This is a genomic window from Promicromonospora panici, assembly GCF_900608595.1.
GTDB classification, from domain to species: domain Bacteria; phylum Actinomycetota; class Actinomycetes; order Actinomycetales; family Cellulomonadaceae; genus Promicromonospora; species Promicromonospora panici.
In genome coordinates this window covers 24,918-46,429 of sequence record NZ_UWYY01000004.1, presented here as the reverse complement: position 1 = coordinate 46,429, position 21,512 = coordinate 24,918, and the positions used below count along the sequence as shown (strand labels likewise).

The window sequence follows — 21,512 nt, the reverse complement described above, 5'->3', positions numbered from 1 at the left end:
CCTACCTCGCCAGGGTTCTACTTCGGCGGGATGGGCCGGGGGAGCGGGGGTTTCGCCTTGGGTTCAGTCGTTGCGCAGGAAGAGTTCCGGCGAGTGCCCACATCCGCCGGAGCGCGTGGCAGGATGCGTGCATGACCTCAGCACGGCACCCCGCGGACCGGCGGGGACCGCTCCCCGCGCTGGCTGAGGTGGTGGTGGTCGGCGGCGGCGCGCTCGGCGCGTCCGTCGCGTTCCACCTCGCCGAGGACGGCGTCGACGTGCTGCTCCTGGAGGCCGACGAGCTCGCCTCGGGCAGCTCGGGCAAGCCCATCGGGGGAGTGCGCGCGCAGTTCTCCGACCCGGCGAACGTCGACCTCGGCAACCGCAGCCTGGAGCTGTACGAGGACTTCGCCAACCGCCCGGGCGCGGACATCGGGCTGCAGCAGCCGGGCTACCTGTTCCTCCTGCCCCACGCCGCCGACGTCGCCCTGTTCGAGGAGTCGGTGGCCATGCAGAACGAGCGCGGCGTGGCGAGCCGCATGCTCGGCCGGGACGCCGTCCGCCGCCTCAACCCGTATGTCGACGCCGACCGCTACGCCGGTGCCGCCTACGCCGCGCGCGACGGGTTCGCCCACCCGCTCGCCGTCGTCGAGGGGTATGCGGACGGCGTCGAGCGGTACGGCGGACGCGTCCGCACGCACGTCACGGTGTCCGACGTCGAGACCCGGGGCGACCAGGTCGTCGCCGTCTGGACCAGCCAGGGGCGGGTGCGCACGGGCGCCGTCGTGCTGTGCACCGGGGCGTGGACCCGGGACCTGGCCACCAAGGCGGGGCTGGACCTGCCCGTCGACCCGTACCGGCGGCAGATCGGCTTCACCCCGCCGCTGGACCCCGCGCCGCCGCGCATCCCGTTCACCATCGACTACGGCACCACCTTCTACTTCCACAACGCCGAGCCCGGCGGCCTGCTGCTCGGCATCGCCGACCCCGCGACCCCGATCGCGTTCGAGCGCACCTACGACCCGGGGTGGCTGCCGCTGCTGCGCGATGCGATCGGCGCCTGCGCCCCTGGCCTGGTCGACGTGCCGGTCGCGCGCGGCTGGGCAGGGCTCTACGAGATGACGCCCGACCACAACGCCCTCATCGGCGAGGCGACGGACGTACCCGGCCGCGTGCTGTACGCCGCCGGCTTCTCCGGGCACGGGTTCCTGCAGGCGCCCGCCGTCGGCGAGGTCGTGCGCGACCTGTACGCGGGCCGCACACCCCGGATCGACGTGTCCGGGTTCAGTGCCGACCGGTTCGCCGGGCCCGGCGCGAAGACGACCACCACGAGCTCGGGGCGACGAGGCCCCGAGTCGAACATCATCTGAGACAGGAGAGACCGATGCCGGCACCGACGTTCCTCGAGCCCTGGCAGCTGAGGGCCGCGTTCGCACGCAGCCTCTCGGACATGTACGGCAAGGAGGTGCCCGCCTACACGACGCTGCTGGACGTGTCGCACGAGGTCAACGCCGACTTCGTGGCGCAGCACGGGGCGGACGCCGAACGGCTCGGCTCCATCGCGCGCGTCACCGCGGAGCGGCACGGCGCGATCCGGGTCGGCACACCGACCGAGATGTCGCAGGTCGCGCGGATCTTCGGCGCGATGGGCATGCACCCCGTCGGGTTCTACGACCTGCGTGACGCCTCGTCCAGCTCGGTCCCCGTCATCTCGACGGCGTTCCGTCCCATCGAGCGCGCGGAGCTGGCGCGCAACCCGTTCCGGGTCTTCACGTCGATGCTCGTTCCGGCCGACCGCCGGTTCTTCACCGCGGACCTCGAACGGCGCCTGGAGAGCTTCCTCGCCGCCCGCACGCTGTTCGGCCCCGAGCTGCTCGCCCTCGCCGACCGGGCCGAGGCCGAGGGCGGCCTCCCCGAGGACCAGGCGGCGGAGTTCCTGCGCCTGGCGACCGAGGCGTTCGAGCTGTCCCGCGAACCCGTGGACCAGGCCTGGTACCGAGAGCTGGAGGGCGTCAGCGCCGTCGCGGCCGACATCGGCGGCATCGCGTCCACGCACATCAACCACCTCACGCCCCGCGTGCTCGACATCGACGACCTGTACGCCCGCATGGAGGCTCGCGGCATCACGATGATCGACGCGATCCAGGGCCCGCCGCGCTGGGAAGGCCCCGACGTGCTGCTCCGCCAGACGTCGTTCCGCGCGCTCGCCGAACCGCGCACCTTCCGCACCGCCGACGGCGAGATCGTCAGCGACTCCCTGCGCGTGCGGTTCGGCGAGGTCGAGGCCCGCGGCATCGCGCTGACCCGCGAGGGTCGCGCCGCCTACGACTCCGCGGTGATCGAGATCGACGAGGCCGCCGCCGCTGCCCGCGCCGACGACTCTGGCTTCAACGAGGCCCAGCGCCAGGAGCTCGCCCGGGGCGTCTGGCAGAAGACGTTCCCGACCACCGAGGCGGCGCTCGCCGACCAGGGTCTGGGCTGGTTCACCTACGAGGTGGACCCGGGCGGAACCGGCGGAGTGCGCCGCGAGCCCGTCGTCTACGAGGACTTCCTGCCCCGGTCCGCGGCCGGCATCTTCCAGTCCAACCTGACCTCGGACGGCGCGAAGGACGCCAGCCAGGAGGGCACCGACCGGGACGCCGACTGGATGGCGGGCGCCCTCGGCCGCGCTCTGTTCGACCCCTTCGACCTGTACGCCGACCAGGTGGCCAGGTCGCTCACCGGCGCCGCCGAGACCCTCGGCGTCGATCCGGCCACCCTCACCACCACCACAGGAGCACTGCGATGAGCACCACGACCATCACCCCGCTGACGACCGAGCTGCGGGACGCCGCCCTCGCCGCCCTGGAGCGGCTGGGCGCCACCGTGCCCTCCGGAACTGGTCTGCCCGTCGTGTCGCCGCTGTCCGGGCAGACGCTGCTGGAGCTCCGCCGCGACGGCGCCGCGGAGGCGGCCACCGTCGTCGGGCGGGCCGCCGACGCCTTCACGACGTGGCGCTCCGTGCCCGCCCCCGTGCGCGGCCAGGTCATCAAGCGCCTGGGCGAGCTGCTCACCGAGCACAAGGCCGACCTGGCCGAGCTCGTCACGATCGAGGCGGGCAAGATCACCAGCGAGGCCCTGGGCGAGGTCCAGGAGATGATCGACATCTGCGACTTCGCCGTCGGGCTGTCGCGGCAGGTCGGCGGGCGCACCATGCCGTCGGAGCGCCCGGGCCACCGCCTCATGGAGACGTGGCACCCGATGGGCGTCGTCGGCGTGATCAGCGCGTTCAACTTCCCGGTGGCCGTGTGGTCCTGGAACACGGCGGTCGCGCTCGTCTGCGGCGACACCGTGGTGTGGAAGCCGAGCGAGAAGACGCTGCTGTCCGCCGTCGGCGCCGCCGCGCTGCTCGACCGGGCGCTGGCCGAGGCCGGGTTCCCGGCGGGCGTCTCGCAGCTTCTCCTCGGGGACCGCGAGGCCGGCGAGGCGCTCGTCGCGGACCCGCGGGTGGCGCTCGTCTCGGCGACCGGGTCCGAGCGGATGGGACAGCAGGTCGCGCCCGTCGTCGCCGCGCGCGGTGGCCGGTACCTGCTGGAGCTGGGCGGCAACAACGCGGCGATCGTGGCGCCGTCCGCGGACCTCGACCTCGCGGTGCGCGGCGCGGTGTTCTCCGCCGCGGGCACGGCGGGGCAGCGCTGCACGTCGCTGCGCCGCCTGATCGTGCACGAGTCCATCGTGGACGACGTCGTCGCGCGGCTCGCGAAGGTCTACACCGGCCTGCCGGTCGGGGACCCGCGTACCGACGGCACGCTGGTCGGCCCGCTGGTCGACGTCGTCGCGCGCGAGCACATGCTCGTCGCGATCGACGAGGCCGTGGCCGCGGGCGGCGAGCTTGTCGTGGGCGGTGCCTCGGTCACCGTGCCGGGCGCCGAGGACGCCGCCTACGTCCAGCCGGCGATCGTGCGCATGCCGGGGCAGGCCGACGTCGTCAAGCGCGAGACGTTCGCGCCGATCCTGTACGTGCTGTCCTACTCGGAGCTGCCCGAGGCGATCGCGATCCACAACGACGTGCCGCAGGGCCTGTCGTCGTCGATCTTCACGCTGGACGTGCGTGAGGCCGAGACGTTCCTGTCCGAGGTGGGCTCGGACTGCGGCATCGTGAACGTCAACATCGGCACCTCCGGCGCGGAGATCGGTGGCGCATTCGGCGGCGAGAAGTCGACGGGCGGCGGGCGCGAGTCCGGCTCGGACGCCTGGAAGCAGTACATGCGCCGCGCGACGAACACGGTGAACTACTCGACCGAGCTGCCGCTGGCCCAGGGCGTCAACTTCGGCTGACCGGCGACCTCCGGCGAAGGGTTCCGCTCTACTTCGCGGAACCCTTCGCGGGACGTCAGGAAAGGCCGGCCGGGACCACCGCCATGGAACCGGTCGCGGTGGTCGGGACGTCGCTGCTCGGGGCGTACCTGCTCACCGAGCTGACGGAGACCCCGAGCCGCGCCGCGACCTCCTCCACGCTGAGGTTCTGCTCCCACCGGAGCACGCGGATCTCGCTGATCTGCTGCGTGGTGAGCGGCCGCGCCGGGTCGGCGACCGCCGGCGTCGGCGCCTTCTCGGAGAGCGCGCCCCAGTCCGTGACCGTGGCCGAGGCCGGCGGGTTCAGGTCCGCCGCCGGCCTCGCGGGCGCGTACTTGTCCTCGAGGTGCACTCGCTCGACGCTGCCGGTGTGAATGAGCTCGACCATGTCGTTGTCGGCTTGTGCAGCCCGGGACAGGCGGTCGTCGGGCCGGTCGACGGTGTCGGCAGCGCGGGCCGGGTCGCTCGTCCGCTCGGTGTGGGCCCGCTCGTTGTCGGACTGAGCGGTGTCGGACGGCTGGGCGACACCCGGCAGGTCGACACCGGGCAGCTCGACACCCGGCAGGGCAGCATCCGGCAGGACGATGCCGGGCAGGAGGGCGTTCAGCTTTGCGGGATTGGGCCTGTTCTCGTCCGGCATCCACTCGCCGGCCAACGTGGCTGCCGCCTGGACTACGTCACGGATGGTTCTTTCGGACTCCAGATGTGGGCGGGTCACCTCCGCGGTGACGGCGGCGGGGACGTGGCGGTGGACCCGCGTCACCGCGGCGTTCACGTCGGCGATACGTGCCGCGCGCTCGCCCTCGGGAGCGATCTGCGCCAGCCGCACCGCGTCGAGCATGTCCAGCACGGCCGTCTCGCGGTCCGTGTGGATCTTTGCCTGCCGGTCGAGCTCGCGCGCACTGGAGGCCGACTGGAAGAACAGGTGCACCGCTACCGCCGCCAGGACCGGGGCGACGGCGCGCGAGGCCGCGAAGATGCCCTCACCGAGCAGCCAGCCGTGCCACGCGGCGAGAGCGCCGGACAGGACACCGACCACTATCGCACCGCCGAGCCAGCGCCCGTGCCCGGCGGGCTGCCGGCCGGTCTCGAGCGCCCGGTCGGCTCGGCGTCGTCCCTCCCAGGCGAGACCGATCACCAGCGCCTCGTAGGCGACACCGAGCGCGTAGCCGAGCTCAGGCCCCTCATAGGCGGCGATGGTGTGGGACATGCCGATGTAGGCCCAGGCCGAGAGCCCGAAGGCACCCAGGGCGAACCCCGGGTTTCGGCGCGTATCGGCGATGACCGCAGGAACGCGTCGGGGGCGCTTCTCCGATGCCATGGTGGGTAGATCCCTTTCCGTCGGAACAGGTGCGTGGGGCCGGGGCGGCCGGGGAAAGTGATCGGAGCTTGGCCGCCGTTGTCGTGCAAGGCTGATCTTCGCCTACGTTGGGCCGTTTGTGCTCTTTACGGAGAAGATCTACTTCAACCTTTGCTGAAGATCGCCCTGGCCGCCGGTCCAGCTCGGGCATCGGTTATCCACAGATCCAGCGGACCAGGGGTTGTCAATGGCTGTTGATCGCGAACCATGGACCCATGACTTGGACACGTCACGCGATCTCTCCGGCCGCGGCCGACCCCGTCGCCGACCCCCTCGGCCGGCTGACCCTCGGCGAGCGCCTCGCCCTCGCCACGCGGCTGGAGAGCCGCCTGGTCGAGCACGCGCTGCGGCCTGCCAACGCCGACGCCGTCCGGCGCCAGGTCGAGTACATCGGCTCGCAGGTGCTCGATCTCGACGCCGACACCGTCGATCCGGGCGTGCGCGACTCGATGACGCTGGACGGCGCCGTCGACATGCTCGTGCACTCGGGCCCCCACGGCACGGGCGGCTCCTTGGTGCACCGGATCCTCGGCACCTCGTCCGCCGCACCACCCGGACCAGTACCCCGGGTGGCCGGCGGGCACGCACACCCGCCCCCGGGCGCCGACGACGGTACCTCCCCGGCCGGTCTGGTCGTGGACGGCGCCGAGCGCGCGCTGCTCGAGCAGTGGGCCGACGGCGGCGTGCTGGGCTACTTCATCGTGACCGACCTGGTGGACGAGCACGCCGTGCTGCACAACCTCGAGGACGATCTCGAGTACCGGGTCTTCACGGGGCGCTCCGGGATCCGGTCGGTCGCGCTGGCCCCGGGCCTGCCGCTCTCGGGGCGGATCCTGCCGGTCGGCGCCGCGTGGATCTTCGCGGACACCCCGATGGTCTTCTCACCGGACTCCATCGTCGAGGTCGTGCGCGGTGTGGTCGGTCTGCTGGCGTCGGCGCCGTGTCCGGCCTACCGCAACCCGCGCACGCTGGCCCGCGCCCGCGAGCTCGTCGCGGACCACCACCGGGCTTTCCGCGACCTTTTCGGGGACGTGCTGGTGGAGGGCACCGCAATGCACGTCATGGACTGCTACCTGCGGTTCAAGGACCGGATCGGGGCCCCGGCGGAGGAGTTCGCGCTGCTGCCGTCGCTCCGCGACGAGCGCTGGCTGCCCGACGACGCCGCGGACCCCGACGACGCGGCGTTCGCCCTGGTGCACCATCCGGTCAAGGGGCTGCGCCTGCTCGACTGGTACGGGCAGCTCCGGGAGGTGCACACCGCTCCGCTGACGCCGTGGAAGCCGCAGCGGCTGGCGCAGGTCCTGGCCGATCCGGATGTCCCGTCGTGGGTGCTGGCCCTGCTCGCCGAGCGCCACCCCGACCACCTGGACGAGCTGTACCGGGCGGCGTCGGGCCGGCCGGGGTTCGACTGGGCGCGGGACGGCGCGGCGCTCCTGCGCGACCGCGAGCCGGCGGCGGGCAGGGACGAGCCGGGACTCGTGATGGCATCGACGATCATGGGCCGGGTCCTGCCGCCCGACTGAGCCCCGCCAGGCGGCTACTCGGCCGGGACCCACTCGGCAGGCAGGGTGAACGTGGTGTTCAGCTCGGCGGTCCGGTAACCCTCCCGCTCCGCCGTCACTGTCACTCGCACGTCGTGACCGGCCCGGCCGCCGCCGATCCAGAAGCGCGGACCGGGCTTGTAGTCCGACCAGGTGATGGTCTCGTTGTTGTCGATGTCGAACCAGGCCCACGTGTAGGTGACGTTCGGGTCCTCCTCGACCCCGCAATGGGCGAACCAGCCGGCGTTCACCTTGCCCGGGCTCAGGTAGATCTTGCAGCTCGGCTGCGGCACCGACGGCTGCGGCACCGTGTCGGTGGCGTTGGAGAGCGCCTCCGCCTCGGCGTACCCGGACCGGGCGGCGGTGAGCCTGACCTGTACGGCCTTGCCCACGTCGTCGAGGGCGACGGTGTAGGCGCACGACCCGAGGTTGTCCCGCTCCTCGCCGCCGATGCTCCACAGGCACGTGGTGGCCGCCGGCTCGGGTGACCAGCCGGTTGCCTCCGCGACGATCTCCTGGCCTACCTGGACCTGCGCCGGGATCACCACGGTGCCCGGCTGGAACTGAGCCGGGGCCGCCTTCTCCTGCTCGGGTGTGGTGTCGGCGGGCGGGGCGACCGGAGAGGTCTCGGGTGTCGCCGACGGCTTCGGCTTCGGCTTCTTCGAGCTAGGGCTGGGGCTGGGTTCGCGGGACGGCTCGGCCGATGGCGATGCCTCGGCCTGAGGCGTCTCCACGACGGCAGGCGTGTCGTCCGGAGACAGGAAGTGCACGACCGCAGCCGCGCCTCCGCCGCCGGCCAGCACCAGACCCGCGGCGACCAGGCCGGTCAGGACCCTGCGCCGCGTCCGGCCCGGCGGCGGCGCCCCCGGCTGGTCGGGCACGGTCGGCGCGGCGGACGACGACGTCCCGGTGCGCAGCACCGTGTCCTCGTCGGGTATGCCGGGGCCCACGAGGCCCGTGCCGACGGGCTCGACGTGCGGCGGGCCGACGAGCGACGCGAGCACCGCCGACGTCGTCGGACGCGCGGCCGGGTCCTTGGCCAGGCAGGCGCCGACCAGCTGACGCAGGCCGGGCGGCACGGCGTCGATGTCGGGCTGCTCGTGCACGATCCGGTAGGTGAGCGTCGCGAGGCTGCCCGTGCCGAACGGCGGTGTCCCACCCGCCGCGAGGTGGGCGACGGCGCCGAGCGACCAGACGTCGGAAGCGGTGGTGACGGGCTCGCCGCGGGCCTGCTCGGGAGACATGAACTGCGGCGTCCCCGGCTGCATGCCCGTGGTGGTCAACGACGTGGCCTCCGAGTCGGAGACGATGCCCATGTCGATCAGCACCGGCCCGTCGGGGCCGAGCAGCACGTTGGCGGGCTTGACGTCGCGGTGGACGAGGCCTTCGCGGTGGATCACGTCGAGGGCCTCTGCGAGGCCGGTGACGAGCTCGCGGACCGCCGCCTCGGGCAGGCTCCCCAGCTCGGCGATGGCCTGCGCCAGCGTGGGCCCGGGCACGTACTCGGTGGCCAGCCAGGGCATCGGAGCGTCGACGTCGAAGTCTACGACGGCCGCCGTATGGCGGTTGCGTACCCTCGTCGCGGCCGAGACCTCGCGGCGGAAGCGGGCCCGGAACTCGCGCTCGTCGGTGCGTTGCGGGTGGATGACCTTGATCGCGAGCGGGCGGCCGCTCCGGGTGGCTCCGAGGTACACCATGCCCATGCCGCCCTGGCCCAGCCGGCCGCGGATCTCGTAACCGCCGAGCTCGGGCGGGTCACCGGCGCGGGGTGGGGCGATCTCAGGTGCGCGGACATGTCGCGCCACATCGGACAGCACGGGAAGCTCCCTCGGGTCGGGTGTGCTCACCCGGGCAAGGCTGATCGGCGCGCTCCCCCGGACGGCGAAAGGCAGCGTATCGGAACTGGTCCGAACGCGATCGCACCGTCCCTCATTCGGCCCGGTGGTCCTGCCGCCGGGGCGAGATGACGAATGTCATGCCGACCTCGTGACGCCTGGCAGCGGTCCCGCGCGCGCCTGCACAGCAGGGTGGAGGCATGACATCAACAAGCAGCCCCGCTCTCGAAGCGAGGGGCCTCGTCAAGGAGTTCCGCGGCCCCGGCGGCGCCGTCCGCGCGGTCGACGGGCTCGACCTGGTGATCCGGACCGGCGAGGTCGTCGCCTTCCTCGGCCCGAACGGCGCGGGCAAGACCACCACCATCGACATGATGCTCGGCCTGGCCGAGCCCACTTCGGGCATCGTCCGGGTGTTCGGGAAGGAGCCGGCCGGGGCCGTCGCCGACGGCCAGGTCGCCGCGGTCCTGCAGACCGGCGGGCTCCTGCGCGACCTCACCGTGCGCGAGACCGTCGAGCTCACCGCCGCCCTGTTCGGGCGCACTCGCCCCGCCCGCCCGTTCCTGGAGCGCGCCGGGATCGCCGAGCTCGCGGGTCGCCGGGTCGGCAAGCTCTCCGGCGGCCAGCAGCAGCGCCTGCGCTTCGCGATGGCCCTGGTCGCCGAGCCCGACCTCCTCCTGCTCGACGAGCCCACCACCGGCATGGACGTGGCGGGCCGCCGCGAGTTCTGGGGCGCGATCCGCAACGACGCCGCGGCGGGGCGCACCGTCGTCTTCGCCACGCACTACCTGGACGAGGCCAGCACCTACGCGGACCGGCTCGTCCTGGTCAGCCACGGCCGGATCGTCGCCGACGGCGCCGCCGCCGAGGTCATGGCCCTCGCCTCGACCGACAACCTGGAGGACGCGTTCGTCGCCCTCACCACCGACGAGAGGGCCGCACGATGACCAGCACCACCAGCACCACCCCCACGACCGGCCAGGCGGGCGCCATCCGCACCTACCTCGGGCTGGAGCTGAACCGCCTGCTGCGGGATCGCCGCTCCATGCTCCTGACGTTCCTGCTGCCGCCCCTGTTCTTCCTGATCTTCCGGAGCTCGGCCGCCTACCAGGACATCACCGCCGGCACGGGAACGAATGCCCTCGCCTACGTCATGGTGTCCATGGCGCTGTACGGGGCGCTGACCGTCGTGACCTCCGGTGCGGCGGGCGTGGCCGCTGAACGCGCCCAGGGCTGGACGCGGCAGCTGCGCGTGACGCCGCTGAGCCCCTGGTCCTACGTGCTGGTCAAGGTCCTCGCCTCGATGACGCTCGGTGCGGTCGCCGTGGTGCTCACCTTCGTCGTGGGGCGGTACGGCGGTGCCGAGATGCCGCTGGCCACGTGGATCGCCTGCGGGCTGATCGCTGTCTGCGGCTCGTTCGTCTTCGCGGCGTTCGGCCTGTTCATGGGCTACCTGCTGCCCGCGGGGAACCTGGTCCAGGTGCTCTCCCCGATCGTGCTGCTCCTGTCCTTCGCGGGCGGCCTGATCGTCCCGGTCAGCGCCGACAGCTGGTTCGCCGGCATCGCGCCGCTGGTGCCCACCTACGGCGTCGCCGAGCTCGTCCGTGCTCCGCTGGCCGGGGGTGGCGTCCCCCAGGTGGCCGTGGTCAACGCCGTCGCCTGGGCGGCGATCTTCGTCGCGGGAGCGGTCTGGCGCTTCCGCAGGGACACGGCACGGATGTGAAGATGGGCCGCGTGACGATGCGACAGGGACCCTCGGGCGGGCAAGCCGGGAAGCGGGCATCAAGGCGAGCTTGGGTCGGTCCGGTGCTCGCCGCGATCTGGATGGTCTTTCTCGCTGATCCGCTGGGGGACGTCCTCGCCGCCCCGACCGTCACGTCGCGGGTGATCGGGGTCGGCGGCGTGGCGGCGCTCGCCACCCTGTTCGCCTGGTCGCTGGTCCGCTACTGGGCGGGCAGGACGCCGACGCCGCGCACGGCCGTGCTCCTGGTCGCCGGCGAGCTCGTCTGTGTCGCGCTGATCGTCCTCGCCGCCGGGCAGTCCGGACTGGCCGGCCTGGTGTTCGCCTGTGTCACAGCGATGATCGTCGCGTCCGTGCGGGCCGGTCTCGTCACGGTCGCGGCGCTCGTGCTCGTGCTGCTGGTGCTGCCCCGCGTCGTGCCCGGCTGGCAGCCCACGGACAGCCTGGTGCTGACCGCCGCGCTCGCGAGCCTGGCCATGTTCGGCTTCCGCCAGGCGACCGAGCGCAACCGCGCGCTGCACAGGACCCAGGAGGAGGTCGCCGCGCTCGCCGCCGCCCAGGAGCGCGACCGGATCGCCCGCGACATGCACGACATCCTGGGGCACTCCCTGACCGTCGTCTCCGTGAAGGCCGAGCTCGCGGGCCGCCTGCTGCACAGCGACCCGGAGCACGACGGCGCAGCCGAACCCACGCCCGAGGCCGGGCGGGCGAGGAACGAGGTCGCCGAGATCCAGACGCTCGTCCGCTCGACGCTCGCGGACATGCGCGGCATGGTGGCGGGCGAGCGTCAGGTCACCCTGGCGGGCGAGCTCGCGGCGGCCCGGTCGGCGTTCGACGTCGCCGGGATCGCCGCGGACCTGCCCGGCGCGGTGGACGAGGTGGCCGAGGAGCACCGTGCGGTCTTCGCCTGGGCGCTGCGCGAGGGCACCACCAACGTGCTCCGGCACGCCGCCGCGCGCCGCGCGGCGGTGACACTGACGTCGGACGCCCTGGTGATCGACGACGACGGGCGCGGCATCCACCAGGGCGAGCCGGCGTCGTCGGGCGGCGGCGGGAACGGCCTGCGCGGACTGGCCGAGCGCGCCCGGGCCGTCGGCCTGGTCGTGCAGACCGGGCCGAGCCCGCTGGGCGGCCTCCGCCTCGCGGTCCGCGTGCCCGACGACGAGGCCGCCCAGCGGGGCGGGGAGGAACGCGCATGATCCGGCTGCTGCTGGCCGACGACCAGGCACTGGTCCGCGGCGCGCTCGCCGCGCTGCTCGACCTGGAGCGCGATCTCGAGGTCGTCGCGCAGGTGGGGCGCGGCGACGAGGTGGTGTCCGCCGCGCTGGCGGCGCAGGCCGACGTCGCCCTGCTCGATGTCGAGATGCCGGGCCTGGACGGGATCGCCGCCGCGGCCGCCCTGCGGGCGGGAGCGCCGTCGTGCCGGTCCCTGATCGTGACCACGTTCGGGCGGCCGGGCTACCTCCGGCGCGCGCTGGACGTGGGCGCGAGCGGGTTCGTCGTCAAGGACACACCCGCCGAACAGCTCGCCGACGCCGTGCGGCGCGTGCACTCCGGCCTGCGGGTCGTGGACCCGGACCTGGCGGTCGCGTCCCTGACCGTGGGGGACAGCCCGCTCACCGAGCAGGAGACGCGGGTGCTGACCCTGGCGGCGGACGGCGGGACCGTGGCGCAGGTCGCCGGAGAGGCCCACCTCTCGGAGGGCACAGTGCGGAACTACCTGTCCGCCGCCATGGGCAAGACCGGGGGCCGGACGCGGGCCGAGGCGGTGCGCATCGCACGGGACAACGGCTGGCTGTGAAGCAGACCCCTTTGTTGTGAGCGCGATCGTTGCGACTTCCTGCCCGTTTCAGGCGCAAAGCTCGCGCCCACGACAAGGAAGGTCAGCCGCCGCTGACGCTCAGCTCGGCCTCGCGGAGCTTGGCCTCGAACTCCTCCGACAGGTCCCGCGAGTCGAGCCAGCCGTACGGCAGGTGCGGGGTCTTGGGGGAACCGGCGCGGCCGCGCGGGCCCTCGGCGTCGTCCCCGGGGTAGGGAGCGTCCAGGTCCAGGGCGTCGAGCCGCTCGCGCAGCTCCGCCAGGGTGCTGACCAGCGCGAGCGCCTGTCGCTTCTCACCGCCCACCGCGTAGCCCTTCAGGTACCAGGCCATGTGCTTGCGCAGGTCGCGCATGCCCTTGCCCTCGTCGCCGTCGAAGTATTCGATCATCAGCTTGCCGTGCCGGTAGATCGTGTCGGTGACCTCGCGCAGGCCCGGCCGGACCCGCAGGTCGGAGCCGTTGAACGCGGCGGCGAGGTCGGCGAACAGCCAGGGGCGGCCCTGGCAGCCCCGGCCGACGACGACACCGTCGGCCCCCGTCTGCTCGACCATGCGCACGGCGTCCTCCGCGGACCAGATGTCGCCGTTGCCGAGCACGGGGACCGTGCGCACGGCCTCCTTGAGGCGCGCGATGGCCTCCCACTCGGCCTGCCCGGAGTAGTGCTGCGCGGCCGTGCGGGCGTGCAGCGCGACGGCGGCCGCGCCGAGCGACTCCGCGATCCGGCCGGCCTCCAGGTAGGTCAGGTGGTCGTCGTCGATGCCCTTGCGCATCTTGACGGTGACGGGCACACCGTGCGGCGCCGCGGCGTCGACCGCCGCGCGCACGATGTCGGTGAACAGCTGCTTCTTCCACGGGAGCGCGGCGCCGCCGCCCTTCCGCGTCACCTTGGGTACGGGGCAGCCGAAATTGAGGTCGACGTGGTCGGCGCGGTCCTCGCCCGCGATGATCTTGACGGCGGCGCCCACGGTGGCCGGGTCCACGCCGTACACCTGCGCGGAGCGCGGCGTCTCGTCCTCGCCGAACGTCACGATGCGCAGCGCCTCGACGTTGCGCTCCACGAGCGCGCGGCTCGTGACCATCTCGGCGACGTACAGGCCCGGGTCGAACCCCGTCGACCGCCCCGCCTCGCGGCACAGCGTGCGGAACGCGCGGTTGGTCACCCCCGCCATCGGCGCGAGCACCACCGGCGTACGCACGGCGATGGGCCCGATCTGCAGGGGTGCGAGCAGGGGAGCGGGTGCTTGCGGGTCCAGGCGGGGAGCGGTGTCGAGGGCGGAGGTCACGGGCCCCATTCTCCCATCTGTGCCGCGGCTGGTGATGACATGTGGTGACGTTCACGTCCGCGTTGCTCGCCGATGCCGCACTGTGATCTAATGAGTCAACGCATTGATCCAATAACGGAGGCATCGTGCACGCGCTGGTCATCGTGATCGCCCTGGGACTGCCGGTCCTGATAGTTGCCCTCGTCGTGCTGCTGGTCGCCCGGCGCGGTGGTCCGCCGCACGACCTCGACGCGACGGTGGTGGCCGCTCGCCGGCACGAGACGCGGATCTCGGCCGTAGCGGCCACGACGAGCATCGTGATGGTGCTCGCCCTCTGGGTCGCGGCGGCGACCTGGGGCGAGCCCGGCGTGCTGCTCGGCGTTGCGCCGTTCACCGCCGCCCTGACGTTCAGCCTGGCGCGGGCGCTGGGCGAGGCGCGCTGGCCGCGCCCCACGGGCGAGGTCCGCAGCGCGCCGCTGGTCCGGCGGAGCCTGCGGGACCAGGGCGGATGGCGGCTGACGCTTTTCGCGAGCACCGTCGCGGGATTCTTCGTCGTGCTCGTGGTGTTCGGGCTCACCGCCGCCGACGACGGTCGCAGCGTCGAGCGGGTGCTCGATGCGGGTCGCGAGACCCACAGCGCCGGGCCGTACCCCGGCTGGGCGGTCGGCGTGCCCGTGCTCCTCGTCCTCGCGCTCGCGGTCGGCGCGACGCTCGTGGCGCTGCGCGCCGTGACCCGGCGTCCGCCGATCGGGCTGCTCCCCCCGGAGCAGGACGACGCGATCCGGCGCACGTCCGCGGCCCGGGAGCTCGCCGGCGCGCAGTTGTGGGTCGGGCTGGGGGCCGCGGCGTACCTGGCCTTCGCGGCCGGTGCGTTGCTCAGGGTCGGCTGGCTGGGCGGCGGCGTCCTCTGCCTGCTCCTGGCCGTGGTGGCCTTCGTCGGGTCCGTGATGATCGCGGCCACGGCGCTGCCGTCCCGGCGTGCCGGTGCCGCGGACGCCGTGCCGCGAACCGCCACGCCGGGACCCGTGGCGTGACCGCGCTGCGGGTCGACCTGACCTCCCCGGTCCCGGTCTACGAACAGATCCGCGCCCAGGTCTCGGCTCTTGTCGCGGTGGGCGGCCTGCGTCCCGGGGATCGGCTGCCCGCGTCGCGAGACCTCGCCCGCGACCTCGGGATCGCCGTCGGCACGGTGCAGCGGGCGTACCGGGAGCTGGAGGCGGGGGGCGTCGTCACGAGCCGGCGGCGCGTGGGCACGGTGGTAGCGGAGCCGCCGGCGTCGCCGCCGGGTGGTACCGAGCCTGGCGATTCCCCGGCGGGTGGCGAGCCGGGAGACCCGGCCCGCACGGCGACGTCGGACACGCGCGGCCTGGTCGACGAAGCCCGCGCACTCGTGGCCAGGGCCCGCTCCCAGGGCCTGAGCGACGAGGCGGTCCTGGCCCTGATCCGCGGAGCGCTGCTGCCGGAACGGCGCTAGAGGCGGACGGCCGGCACCTCCCCGGTGACCGACCGCGCGTCCTGCCAGCACTGGACGCCGCCGACGTCGGGCAGCAGGTCCCGCGTGAAGACCGGGTCGTGGCCGGCGCGCCGCTGGCGCGAGTAGTCGCGCAGCAGCCGGAACGCGATGCCGGACAGCAGCGCGATCGCCACGAGGTTCACCAGGGCCATCAGGCCCATGATGCCGTCGGCGGTGTGCCAGATCAGGGCCGAGTCCAGCACGGAGCCCGCGAAGACGGCCGCGACGACCAGCGCGCGGTAGCCGGTCAGGACGAGGGGCGAGCTGGTGATGAACTCGACGTTGGACTCGCCGTAGAAGTAGTTCCCGAGGATCGAGCTGAAGGCGAGCAGGAAGATGATCACCGCGAGCAGCCAGTTCGACCAGGCGCCGAGGTTGGTAGCGAGCGCCGTCTGCGTGAGGCCGATCCCGGCTTCCGCTCCGGTGAGGTCCGGGGTGGAGACCAGGATGATGAAGGCGGTGATCGAGCACACGAGGAAGGTGTCGAAGTAGACGCCGAGGGTCTGCACCAGGCCCTGCTTCACGGGGTGCGTCACCGCCGCGCTCGCTCCGGCGTTGGGCGCTGAGCCCAGTCCGGCCTCGTTGGAGAACATGCCGCGCTTGACGCCCTGCAGGATGATCGTGCCGATCGCACCCCCGAAGATTTCCCGCGCGCCGAAGGCCTCGGTGAGGATCATGGCGGTCACCTCGGGTACTCGCTCGATGTTCAGGGCCACGATCACCACGCCGATCGCGAGGTAGAGCAGCGCCATCGTCGGCACCACTGCCTGGGTCACGTGCGCGATGCGCCGCATCCCGCCGAAGACGACGAGGCCGGCCAGCACCGCCAGCACCACCGCGACGATCCAGGGCACGAGGCCGCCGTCGTCGCCGGAGCCCTGGCCGACGGCGGCGTCGAGCGTCGCGGCGATCGTGTTGGCCTGCAGCGACGAGAACGCGAACGGGAAGCAGACGATGAGGATCACGGCGAACACGATGCCCATCCACCGTGCCCTGAGTCCGTGCTGCATGTAGTAGGCGGGGCCGCCGCGGAACCCGTCGGCGTCGCGCACCTTGAAGAGCTGCCCCAGCGTGGACTCGACGAACGACGACGCGCCGCCGACCAACCCCATGAGCCACATCCAGAACACGGCCCCGGGCCCGCCGAGGGCGATCGCCGTGCCGACGCCGGCGATGTTGCCGACGCCCACGCGCGACGCCGCGGAGACGGTGAACGCCTGGAACGCCGACAGCGACTGCGGCTCGCCGTCGGCGTCCTTGGGCGTCTTGTCGGCCAGGGTGCGGAACATGTCCGGGATCAGCCGGACCTGGACCGCTCTGCTCCGGATGGTGAACCACAGGCCCAGCACCGCAACCACGGGGAGGACGGCCCTGGTCCAGAGAACGTCACCGGCGTCGAGGATCCAGGCGTCGAGCATCTCCATCAGTCCAGCATCGCGGCGGAGCCGCCCGGCGCATCTTTTGCCGATCCTCTTTTCGCATGTTTGTAATTGTCTGCCGGAGCATCGAGGGGGGCGCGAGGCCACCGGACACGTCAGCCGGGTCACCGGAGCGTTCGACCGCTATGGGGGTCTCGCGATGCAGGCTGAGAGCAGCACGACGCACACCACGGCCAAGATCAGCGTCGTCACGCTCACCGCGATGGTGGTGGGCTCGATGGTCGGTGCGGGGGTTTTCTCGCTCCCGAGCCGGTTTGCCGGCGAGACCGGAGTGCTGGGCGCGCTCATCTCCTGGCTGGTGGCGGGCACCGGCATGCTCATGCTCGCCTTCGTGTTCCAGCGGCTCGCGATGCGCAAGCCGGACCTCGACTCCGGCGTCTACGCCTACGCGAAGGCGGGGTTCGGCGAGTACCTGGGGTTCTTCTCGGCGTTCGGGTACTGGGCGAGCGCCTGCGTCGGCAACGTCACCTACTGGATCCTCATCATGTCGACGGTGGGTGCGATCCTGCCCGTGCTCGGGGAGGGCGACACTCTCGTCGCGTTCGTCGCGTCCTCCGCCTGCGTGTGGGGGTTCTACCTGCTGGTGCGCCGGGGCGTGAAGGAGGCGGCGGCGATCAACCGCGTGGTCACTGTCGCGAAGGTGCTGCCGATCATCGCGTTCGTGCTCATCACGGTCTTCCTGCTGGACCCGCAGGTGCTCATCGACAACTTCCAGGGCTATGGGATCACCGGCCCGCTGTTCGACCAGGTGCGCGGCACCATGCTCGCCACGGTCTTCGTGTTCCTCGGGGTCGAGGGCGCCAGCGTCTACTCGCGGCACGCGCGTCGCCGGGAGGACGTCGGCCGGGCCACCGTGCTCGGCTTCCTGATGGTGCTGGCGATCTTCGCCTCGGTCACGATCGTGTCCTACGGGATCCTCCCGATGGAGGAGCTTGCCGAGCTGCGCCAGCCGTCGATGGCGGGCGTGCTCGAGGCGGCGGTGGGCGGCTGGGGCGCCGCGTTCGTGAGCGTCGGGCTGATCGTCTCCGTGCTGGGTGCCTACCTGGCCTGGACCCTCATGGCGTCCGAGGTGCTGTTCGTCGCGGCCAGGGACCGGGACATGCCGAGGTTCCTCGCGGCCTCGGACGCGAACGACGTGCCACGGGCCGCGCTCCTGCTGACGACGGTCCTGATCCAGGTGGTCCTGTTCGTCACCCTGCTGTCCGAGGACGCGTTCACTTTCGCGCTGGACCTGACCAGCGCGCTCTCGCTCATCCCGTTCCTGCTGGCCGCGGGCTATGCGCTCAAGCTTGCGCTGGGGCGCGGCGGCCCGGCCGAGGGCAACCGCACCACGGGCGAGCTGGTGATCGCGAGCCTTGCCGTGCTCTACACGGCATTCCTGCTGTTCGCGGCCGGTCTGACGTTCGTGCTGCTGTCGTTCGTCATCTACGCCCCGGCGACGATCCTCTTCGCGATGACCCGCCGGGAGCAGGGCCGGCAGGTGTTCAGCAGGGGCGAGCTGGTGATCTTCGGCGTGTCGGTGATCGGCGCGGTGATCGGCGTCGTCGCCCTGGCCACGGGCGTGATCTCCATCTGACGAAAGGGCACACCATGACGATCCAGAGCGGCGACACGCCACGACCCTCGGCGGCCTACGGGGTGCACTCCGAGGTGGGGCGCCTGCGCAAGGTGCTCGTCTGCCGGCCGGGGCTCGCGCACCGCAGGCTCACGCCCACCACCTCGGACGACCTGCTCTTCGACGACGTGCTCTGGGTGGACCGGGCGATCGAGCATCACGCGGGGTTCGTCAACGACCTGCGGTCGCGCGACGTCGACGTCGTCGAGCTGCACGACGTGCTCGCCGAGACGGTGGCGGTGCCCGGGGCGCGGGACTGGCTGCTGGACCGCAAGATCGTCCCCGGCGTCGTCGGGACTGGGCTGATCGACGCGACCCGCGAGTTCCTCGAGAGCCTGGTCCCCGAGCAGCTCGCCGAGTACCTGATCGGCGGGCTGGCCACCCAGGACGTGCCCGACCTTCCGGCGGCGTACCGGTCGCTGGCCGAGTACACCGCCGACTCCCGCGAGTACCTCATGGCCCCGGTGCCCAACACCCTCTTCACCCGCGACACCACGTGCTGGCTCTACGGCGGGGTCACCCTCAACCCCCTGTACTGGCCGGCGCGGCACGACGAGACCCTGCTGATGAAGGCCGTCTACGAGTTCCACCCCGACTTCATCGGGTCGACGGTCTGGTGGGGCGACCCGGAGACCGACCACCAGCGGGCCACACTCGAAGGTGGCGACGTCATGCCGGTGGGCAACGGCACGGTGCTGGTGGGCATGAGCGAACGCACGTCGCGGCAGGCGATCACTCAGCTCGCGGCGGCGCTGTTCGACGGCGGCGCGGCCGAGCGGGTCGTCGTCGCCGGCATGCCCAAGCTGCGCGCGGCCATGCACCTGGACACCGTCATGACCTTCGCCGACGTCGACACGGTGACCGTCTACCCGCGCATCGTGGGCGCCATCCACCCCTTCGTGCTGCGGCCGGGCGATCACGGCGAGGTTGCGGTCACCGACGAGGGCAGCACGACGTTCCTGGACGTCGTCGCGCGCGAGACCGGGCTCGGCGCGCTGCAGGTCATCGAGACGGGCGGCGACGTGTACGAGTCGGAGCGCCAGCAGTGGGACAGCGGCAACAACGCGGTTGCGGTCGAGCCGGGGGTGGTGTTCACGTACGACCGGAACACCACCACCAACGACCTGCTTCGCAAGGCCGGGATCGAGGTCATCGAGATCGAGGGCGCCGAGCTGGGCCGCGGCCGGGGCGGCGGCCACTGCATGACCTGCCCGATAACCCGCGACCCGGCCGCCTGACCTTGGTTGTGGGCGTGATCGTTGCGCTCGAAACGGACTGTTAGGCGCAACGGTCCCGCTCACAACCAAGGGTTGGAGTCAGGCGCGGAGCCAGACCGTGGTGTCCGCGGGCACGGCGCCGTCCACGAGGTCGCCCGAGGCAAGGAGGACGTCCGTCTCGGCGGGCAGCACGACGGGCGTGGCGCCCAGGTTGGAGAGCACGACGACGCCGGCCACGTGGAAGGCGACGACGTCGGGGGAGCCGGCAAGCGCGTCGACCCAGGCCAGCCCAGCCGTGCCGATCTTCTCGGCCCGGCGCAGCTCGAGCGCCGTCCGGTACATCTCGTAGGTCGAGCCCGCGACGCCGTACTGCCGGTCGGCGGCGAGGTCGGCGTAGACGCCGGGCTGCGGCAGCCAGGTCTTGTCCGAGGGGCCGAACCCGTTGCCCGGCGCGCCGCCGACCCAGGGCAGCGGCACGCGACAGCCGTCCCGGCCGGGCTCGGCGCCGTCGGTCCGGAAGAAGGACGGGTCCTGGCGCACCTCGGCGGGCAGGGCGGTGTGGTCGGGCAGGCCGAGCTCCTCGCCCTGGTACATGTACGCGGAACCCGGCAGGCCGAGCATCAGCAGCGTCGCCGCGCGGGCCCGGCGCAGGCCGAGCTCGGCGTCGGGCTGCGGGTCGGTCGCGGCGATGCCGTTGAGCTGCTTGCCCCCGATCTCGGCGAGGCCGAACCGCGAGGCGTGCCGCACGACGTCGTGGTTGGACAGCACCCAGGTGGTCGGCGCGCCGACGGCGTCCATCGTGTTGAGCGACACGTCGACGACGGTGCGCAGCTGCGCGGCGTCCCACGGCGCGGTGAGGAACGAGAAGTTGAACGCCTGGTGCATCTCGTCGGGGCGCACGTAACGGGCCAGTCGGCTCAGCGGCTCCACCCAGGCCTCGGCCACGAGGCAGCGCTCACCGGGGTTCTCCTCCAGGACCCGGTGCCACGAGCGGTAGATCTCGTGCACGCCCTCCTGGTCGAACATGGGGCCGCGGTTGCCGGCGCCGGTGGAGCCGTCCTCCGGCGCGCCCGGGTCCGACGGCGCCTCCTCGACGGTGCCCTCGACCATGGCCACGTGGCCGTCCCAGTCGGGCAGCCCCGCGGCCTTGACCATGCCGTGCGCGACGTCGACGCGGAAACCGTCCACGCCCTTGTCCAGCCAGAACCGCAGCACGTCCTCGAACTCCGCGTGGACCTCGGGGTTCTCCCAGTTCAGGTCCGGCTGCGAGGAGTCGAACAGGTGCAGGTACCACTGCGGGCCCGCGGGGCCGTCGTCGTGCCGCGGCGCCAGCCGGGTCCAGGCCGGGCCGCCGAAGATGGACTGCCAGTTGTTCGGCGGCTCGTCGCCCGCCGGACCGCGCCCGTCGCGGAACAGGTACCGGTCGCGGGCCGCCGAGCCGCGGGCCGCGGCCAGCGCCTCCTGGAACCAGACGTGCTGGTCGGAGGAGTGGTTGGGCACGAGGTCCACGATGATCTTGAGGCCGCGCTCGTGGGCGCCGGCCAGCATCTCGTCGAAGTCCGCGAGGGTGCCGAACAGCGGGTCGATGTCGCGGTAGTCGGCGACGTCGTACCCGGCGTCCTTCTGGGGGGAGCGGTAGAACGGGCTGAGCCAGACGGCGTCGACCCCGAGCTGCGCGAGGTGGTCGAGCTTGGCGGTCACGCCCGGCAGGTCGCCGATCCCGTCGCCGTCACCGTCCGCGAACGAGCGCGGGTAGACCTGGTAGATCACCGCGTCGCGCCACCACTCACCGCTGGCGGCGGGGACGTGGACGGGTGCTCCGGCGGTGAGGTCGTCGGTGGTGAGGGCAGTACGTGTCAC

The 21,512-nt window shown here is 72.6% G+C and carries 17 protein-coding genes; 12 read left to right on the top strand and 5 right to left on the bottom strand.

Annotated features, from left to right (window positions below; translation table 11 throughout):
• Window positions 1–131 precede the first annotated feature (131 nt).
• From EW117_RS05365 to amaB, 3 genes are read left to right on the top strand one after another with little or no spacing between them, the layout of a single operon-like run.
• Window positions 132–1,349 (top strand): NAD(P)/FAD-dependent oxidoreductase, encoded by a 1,218-nt coding sequence (locus EW117_RS05365; RefSeq protein ID WP_129784473.1) that lies wholly within the window; start codon window positions 132–134, stop codon window positions 1,347–1,349.
• Between the two features lie 14 nt (window positions 1,350–1,363).
• A complete protein-coding gene (gene hglS / locus EW117_RS05360; protein ID WP_129784471.1) occupies window positions 1,364–2,767 on the top strand; it encodes a 2-oxoadipate dioxygenase/decarboxylase in 1,404 nt (467 codons plus the stop codon).
• Complete coding sequence (amaB, locus tag EW117_RS05355) at window positions 2,764–4,296, top strand: L-piperidine-6-carboxylate dehydrogenase (RefSeq protein ID WP_129784469.1); 1,533 nt, start codon at window positions 2,764–2,766, stop codon at window positions 4,294–4,296. The genes hglS and amaB overlap by 4 nt, the downstream gene beginning before the upstream one ends.
• Before the next feature lie 55 nt (window positions 4,297–4,351).
• Here amaB and EW117_RS05350 read toward each other — a convergent pair whose 3' ends face one another.
• Window positions 4,352–5,635, bottom strand: coding sequence for a helix-turn-helix domain-containing protein (locus EW117_RS05350; protein ID WP_129784467.1), 1,284 nt, complete (start codon window positions 5,633–5,635; stop codon window positions 4,352–4,354).
• Window positions 5,636–5,889: 254 nt separating this feature from the next.
• Here EW117_RS05350 and EW117_RS05345 point away from each other — a divergent pair, with 254 nt between their 5' ends.
• Window positions 5,890–7,197, top strand: coding sequence for a hypothetical protein (locus EW117_RS05345; protein WP_129784465.1), 1,308 nt, complete (start codon window positions 5,890–5,892; stop codon window positions 7,195–7,197).
• Between the two features lie 14 nt (window positions 7,198–7,211).
• Here the strand turns inward: EW117_RS05345 and EW117_RS05340 are convergent, their stop codons facing one another.
• Window positions 7,212–9,062: a serine/threonine-protein kinase gene (locus EW117_RS05340; protein ID WP_129784463.1), complete on the bottom strand. Its 1,851-nt coding sequence runs from the start codon at window positions 9,060–9,062 to the stop codon at window positions 7,212–7,214.
• A gap of 188 nt (window positions 9,063–9,250) precedes the next feature.
• Between EW117_RS05340 and EW117_RS05335 the strand changes: the two genes are divergently transcribed.
• The 4 genes from EW117_RS05335 to EW117_RS05320 all read left to right on the top strand — a co-directional run bounded on the left by EW117_RS05335 (window position 9,251) and on the right by EW117_RS05320 (window position 12,589).
• Window positions 9,251–9,994 carry an ABC transporter ATP-binding protein gene (locus tag EW117_RS05335; protein WP_129784461.1) on the top strand — a complete coding sequence of 248 codons (744 nt, stop codon included), beginning with the start codon at window positions 9,251–9,253 and terminating at the stop codon, window positions 9,992–9,994.
• Window positions 9,991–10,770, top strand: coding sequence for an ABC transporter permease (locus EW117_RS05330; RefSeq protein WP_129784459.1), 780 nt, complete (start codon window positions 9,991–9,993; stop codon window positions 10,768–10,770). The genes EW117_RS05335 and EW117_RS05330 overlap by 4 nt, the downstream gene beginning before the upstream one ends.
• Window positions 10,771–10,853: 83 nt before the next feature.
• On the top strand, window positions 10,854–11,987 hold the full coding sequence (locus tag EW117_RS05325) for a sensor histidine kinase (RefSeq protein WP_165362498.1): 1,134 nt from the start codon (window positions 10,854–10,856) through the stop codon (window positions 11,985–11,987).
• The gene (locus EW117_RS05320; protein ID WP_129784455.1) at window positions 11,984–12,589 is read left to right on the top strand and encodes a response regulator transcription factor; all 606 of its coding nucleotides are present in this window, start codon (window positions 11,984–11,986) and stop codon (window positions 12,587–12,589) included. The genes EW117_RS05325 and EW117_RS05320 overlap by 4 nt, the downstream gene beginning before the upstream one ends.
• A gap of 82 nt (window positions 12,590–12,671) precedes the next feature.
• Here EW117_RS05320 and dusB read toward each other — a convergent pair whose 3' ends face one another.
• Complete coding sequence (gene dusB, locus EW117_RS05315) at window positions 12,672–13,898, bottom strand: tRNA dihydrouridine synthase DusB (RefSeq protein ID WP_422890269.1); 1,227 nt, start codon at window positions 13,896–13,898, stop codon at window positions 12,672–12,674.
• A gap of 116 nt (window positions 13,899–14,014) precedes the next feature.
• Here dusB and EW117_RS29300 point away from each other — a divergent pair, with 116 nt between their 5' ends.
• Window positions 14,015–14,902 carry a bacteriorhodopsin gene (locus EW117_RS29300; RefSeq protein ID WP_165362496.1) on the top strand — a complete coding sequence of 296 codons (888 nt, stop codon included), beginning with the start codon at window positions 14,015–14,017 and terminating at the stop codon, window positions 14,900–14,902.
• A complete protein-coding gene (locus tag EW117_RS05305) occupies window positions 14,899–15,342 on the top strand; it encodes a GntR family transcriptional regulator (protein WP_129784453.1) in 444 nt (147 codons plus the stop codon). Before EW117_RS29300 ends, EW117_RS05305 begins: the two co-directional genes overlap by 4 nt.
• On the opposite strand, the gene EW117_RS05300 is transcribed toward EW117_RS05305, so the two are convergent.
• Window positions 15,339–16,805, bottom strand: coding sequence for an alanine/glycine:cation symporter family protein (locus EW117_RS05300; RefSeq protein ID WP_129784451.1), 1,467 nt, complete (start codon window positions 16,803–16,805; stop codon window positions 15,339–15,341). The two genes, EW117_RS05305 and EW117_RS05300, sit on opposite strands and share 4 nt — an antisense overlap.
• A gap of 154 nt (window positions 16,806–16,959) precedes the next feature.
• On the opposite strand from EW117_RS05300, the gene EW117_RS05295 reads away from it, so the two are divergent.
• Window positions 16,960–18,396, top strand: coding sequence for a basic amino acid/polyamine antiporter (locus tag EW117_RS05295; RefSeq protein WP_129784449.1), 1,437 nt, complete (start codon window positions 16,960–16,962; stop codon window positions 18,394–18,396).
• Window positions 18,397–18,410: 14 nt separating this feature from the next.
• Complete coding sequence (locus EW117_RS05290; RefSeq protein ID WP_129784447.1) at window positions 18,411–19,673, top strand: arginine deiminase; 1,263 nt, start codon at window positions 18,411–18,413, stop codon at window positions 19,671–19,673.
• A 78-nt stretch (window positions 19,674–19,751) separates the two neighbouring features.
• Here the strand turns inward: EW117_RS05290 and EW117_RS05285 are convergent, their stop codons facing one another.
• Window positions 19,752–21,512, bottom strand: coding sequence for a glycoside hydrolase family 13 protein (locus EW117_RS05285; protein WP_129784445.1), 1,761 nt, complete (start codon window positions 21,510–21,512; stop codon window positions 19,752–19,754).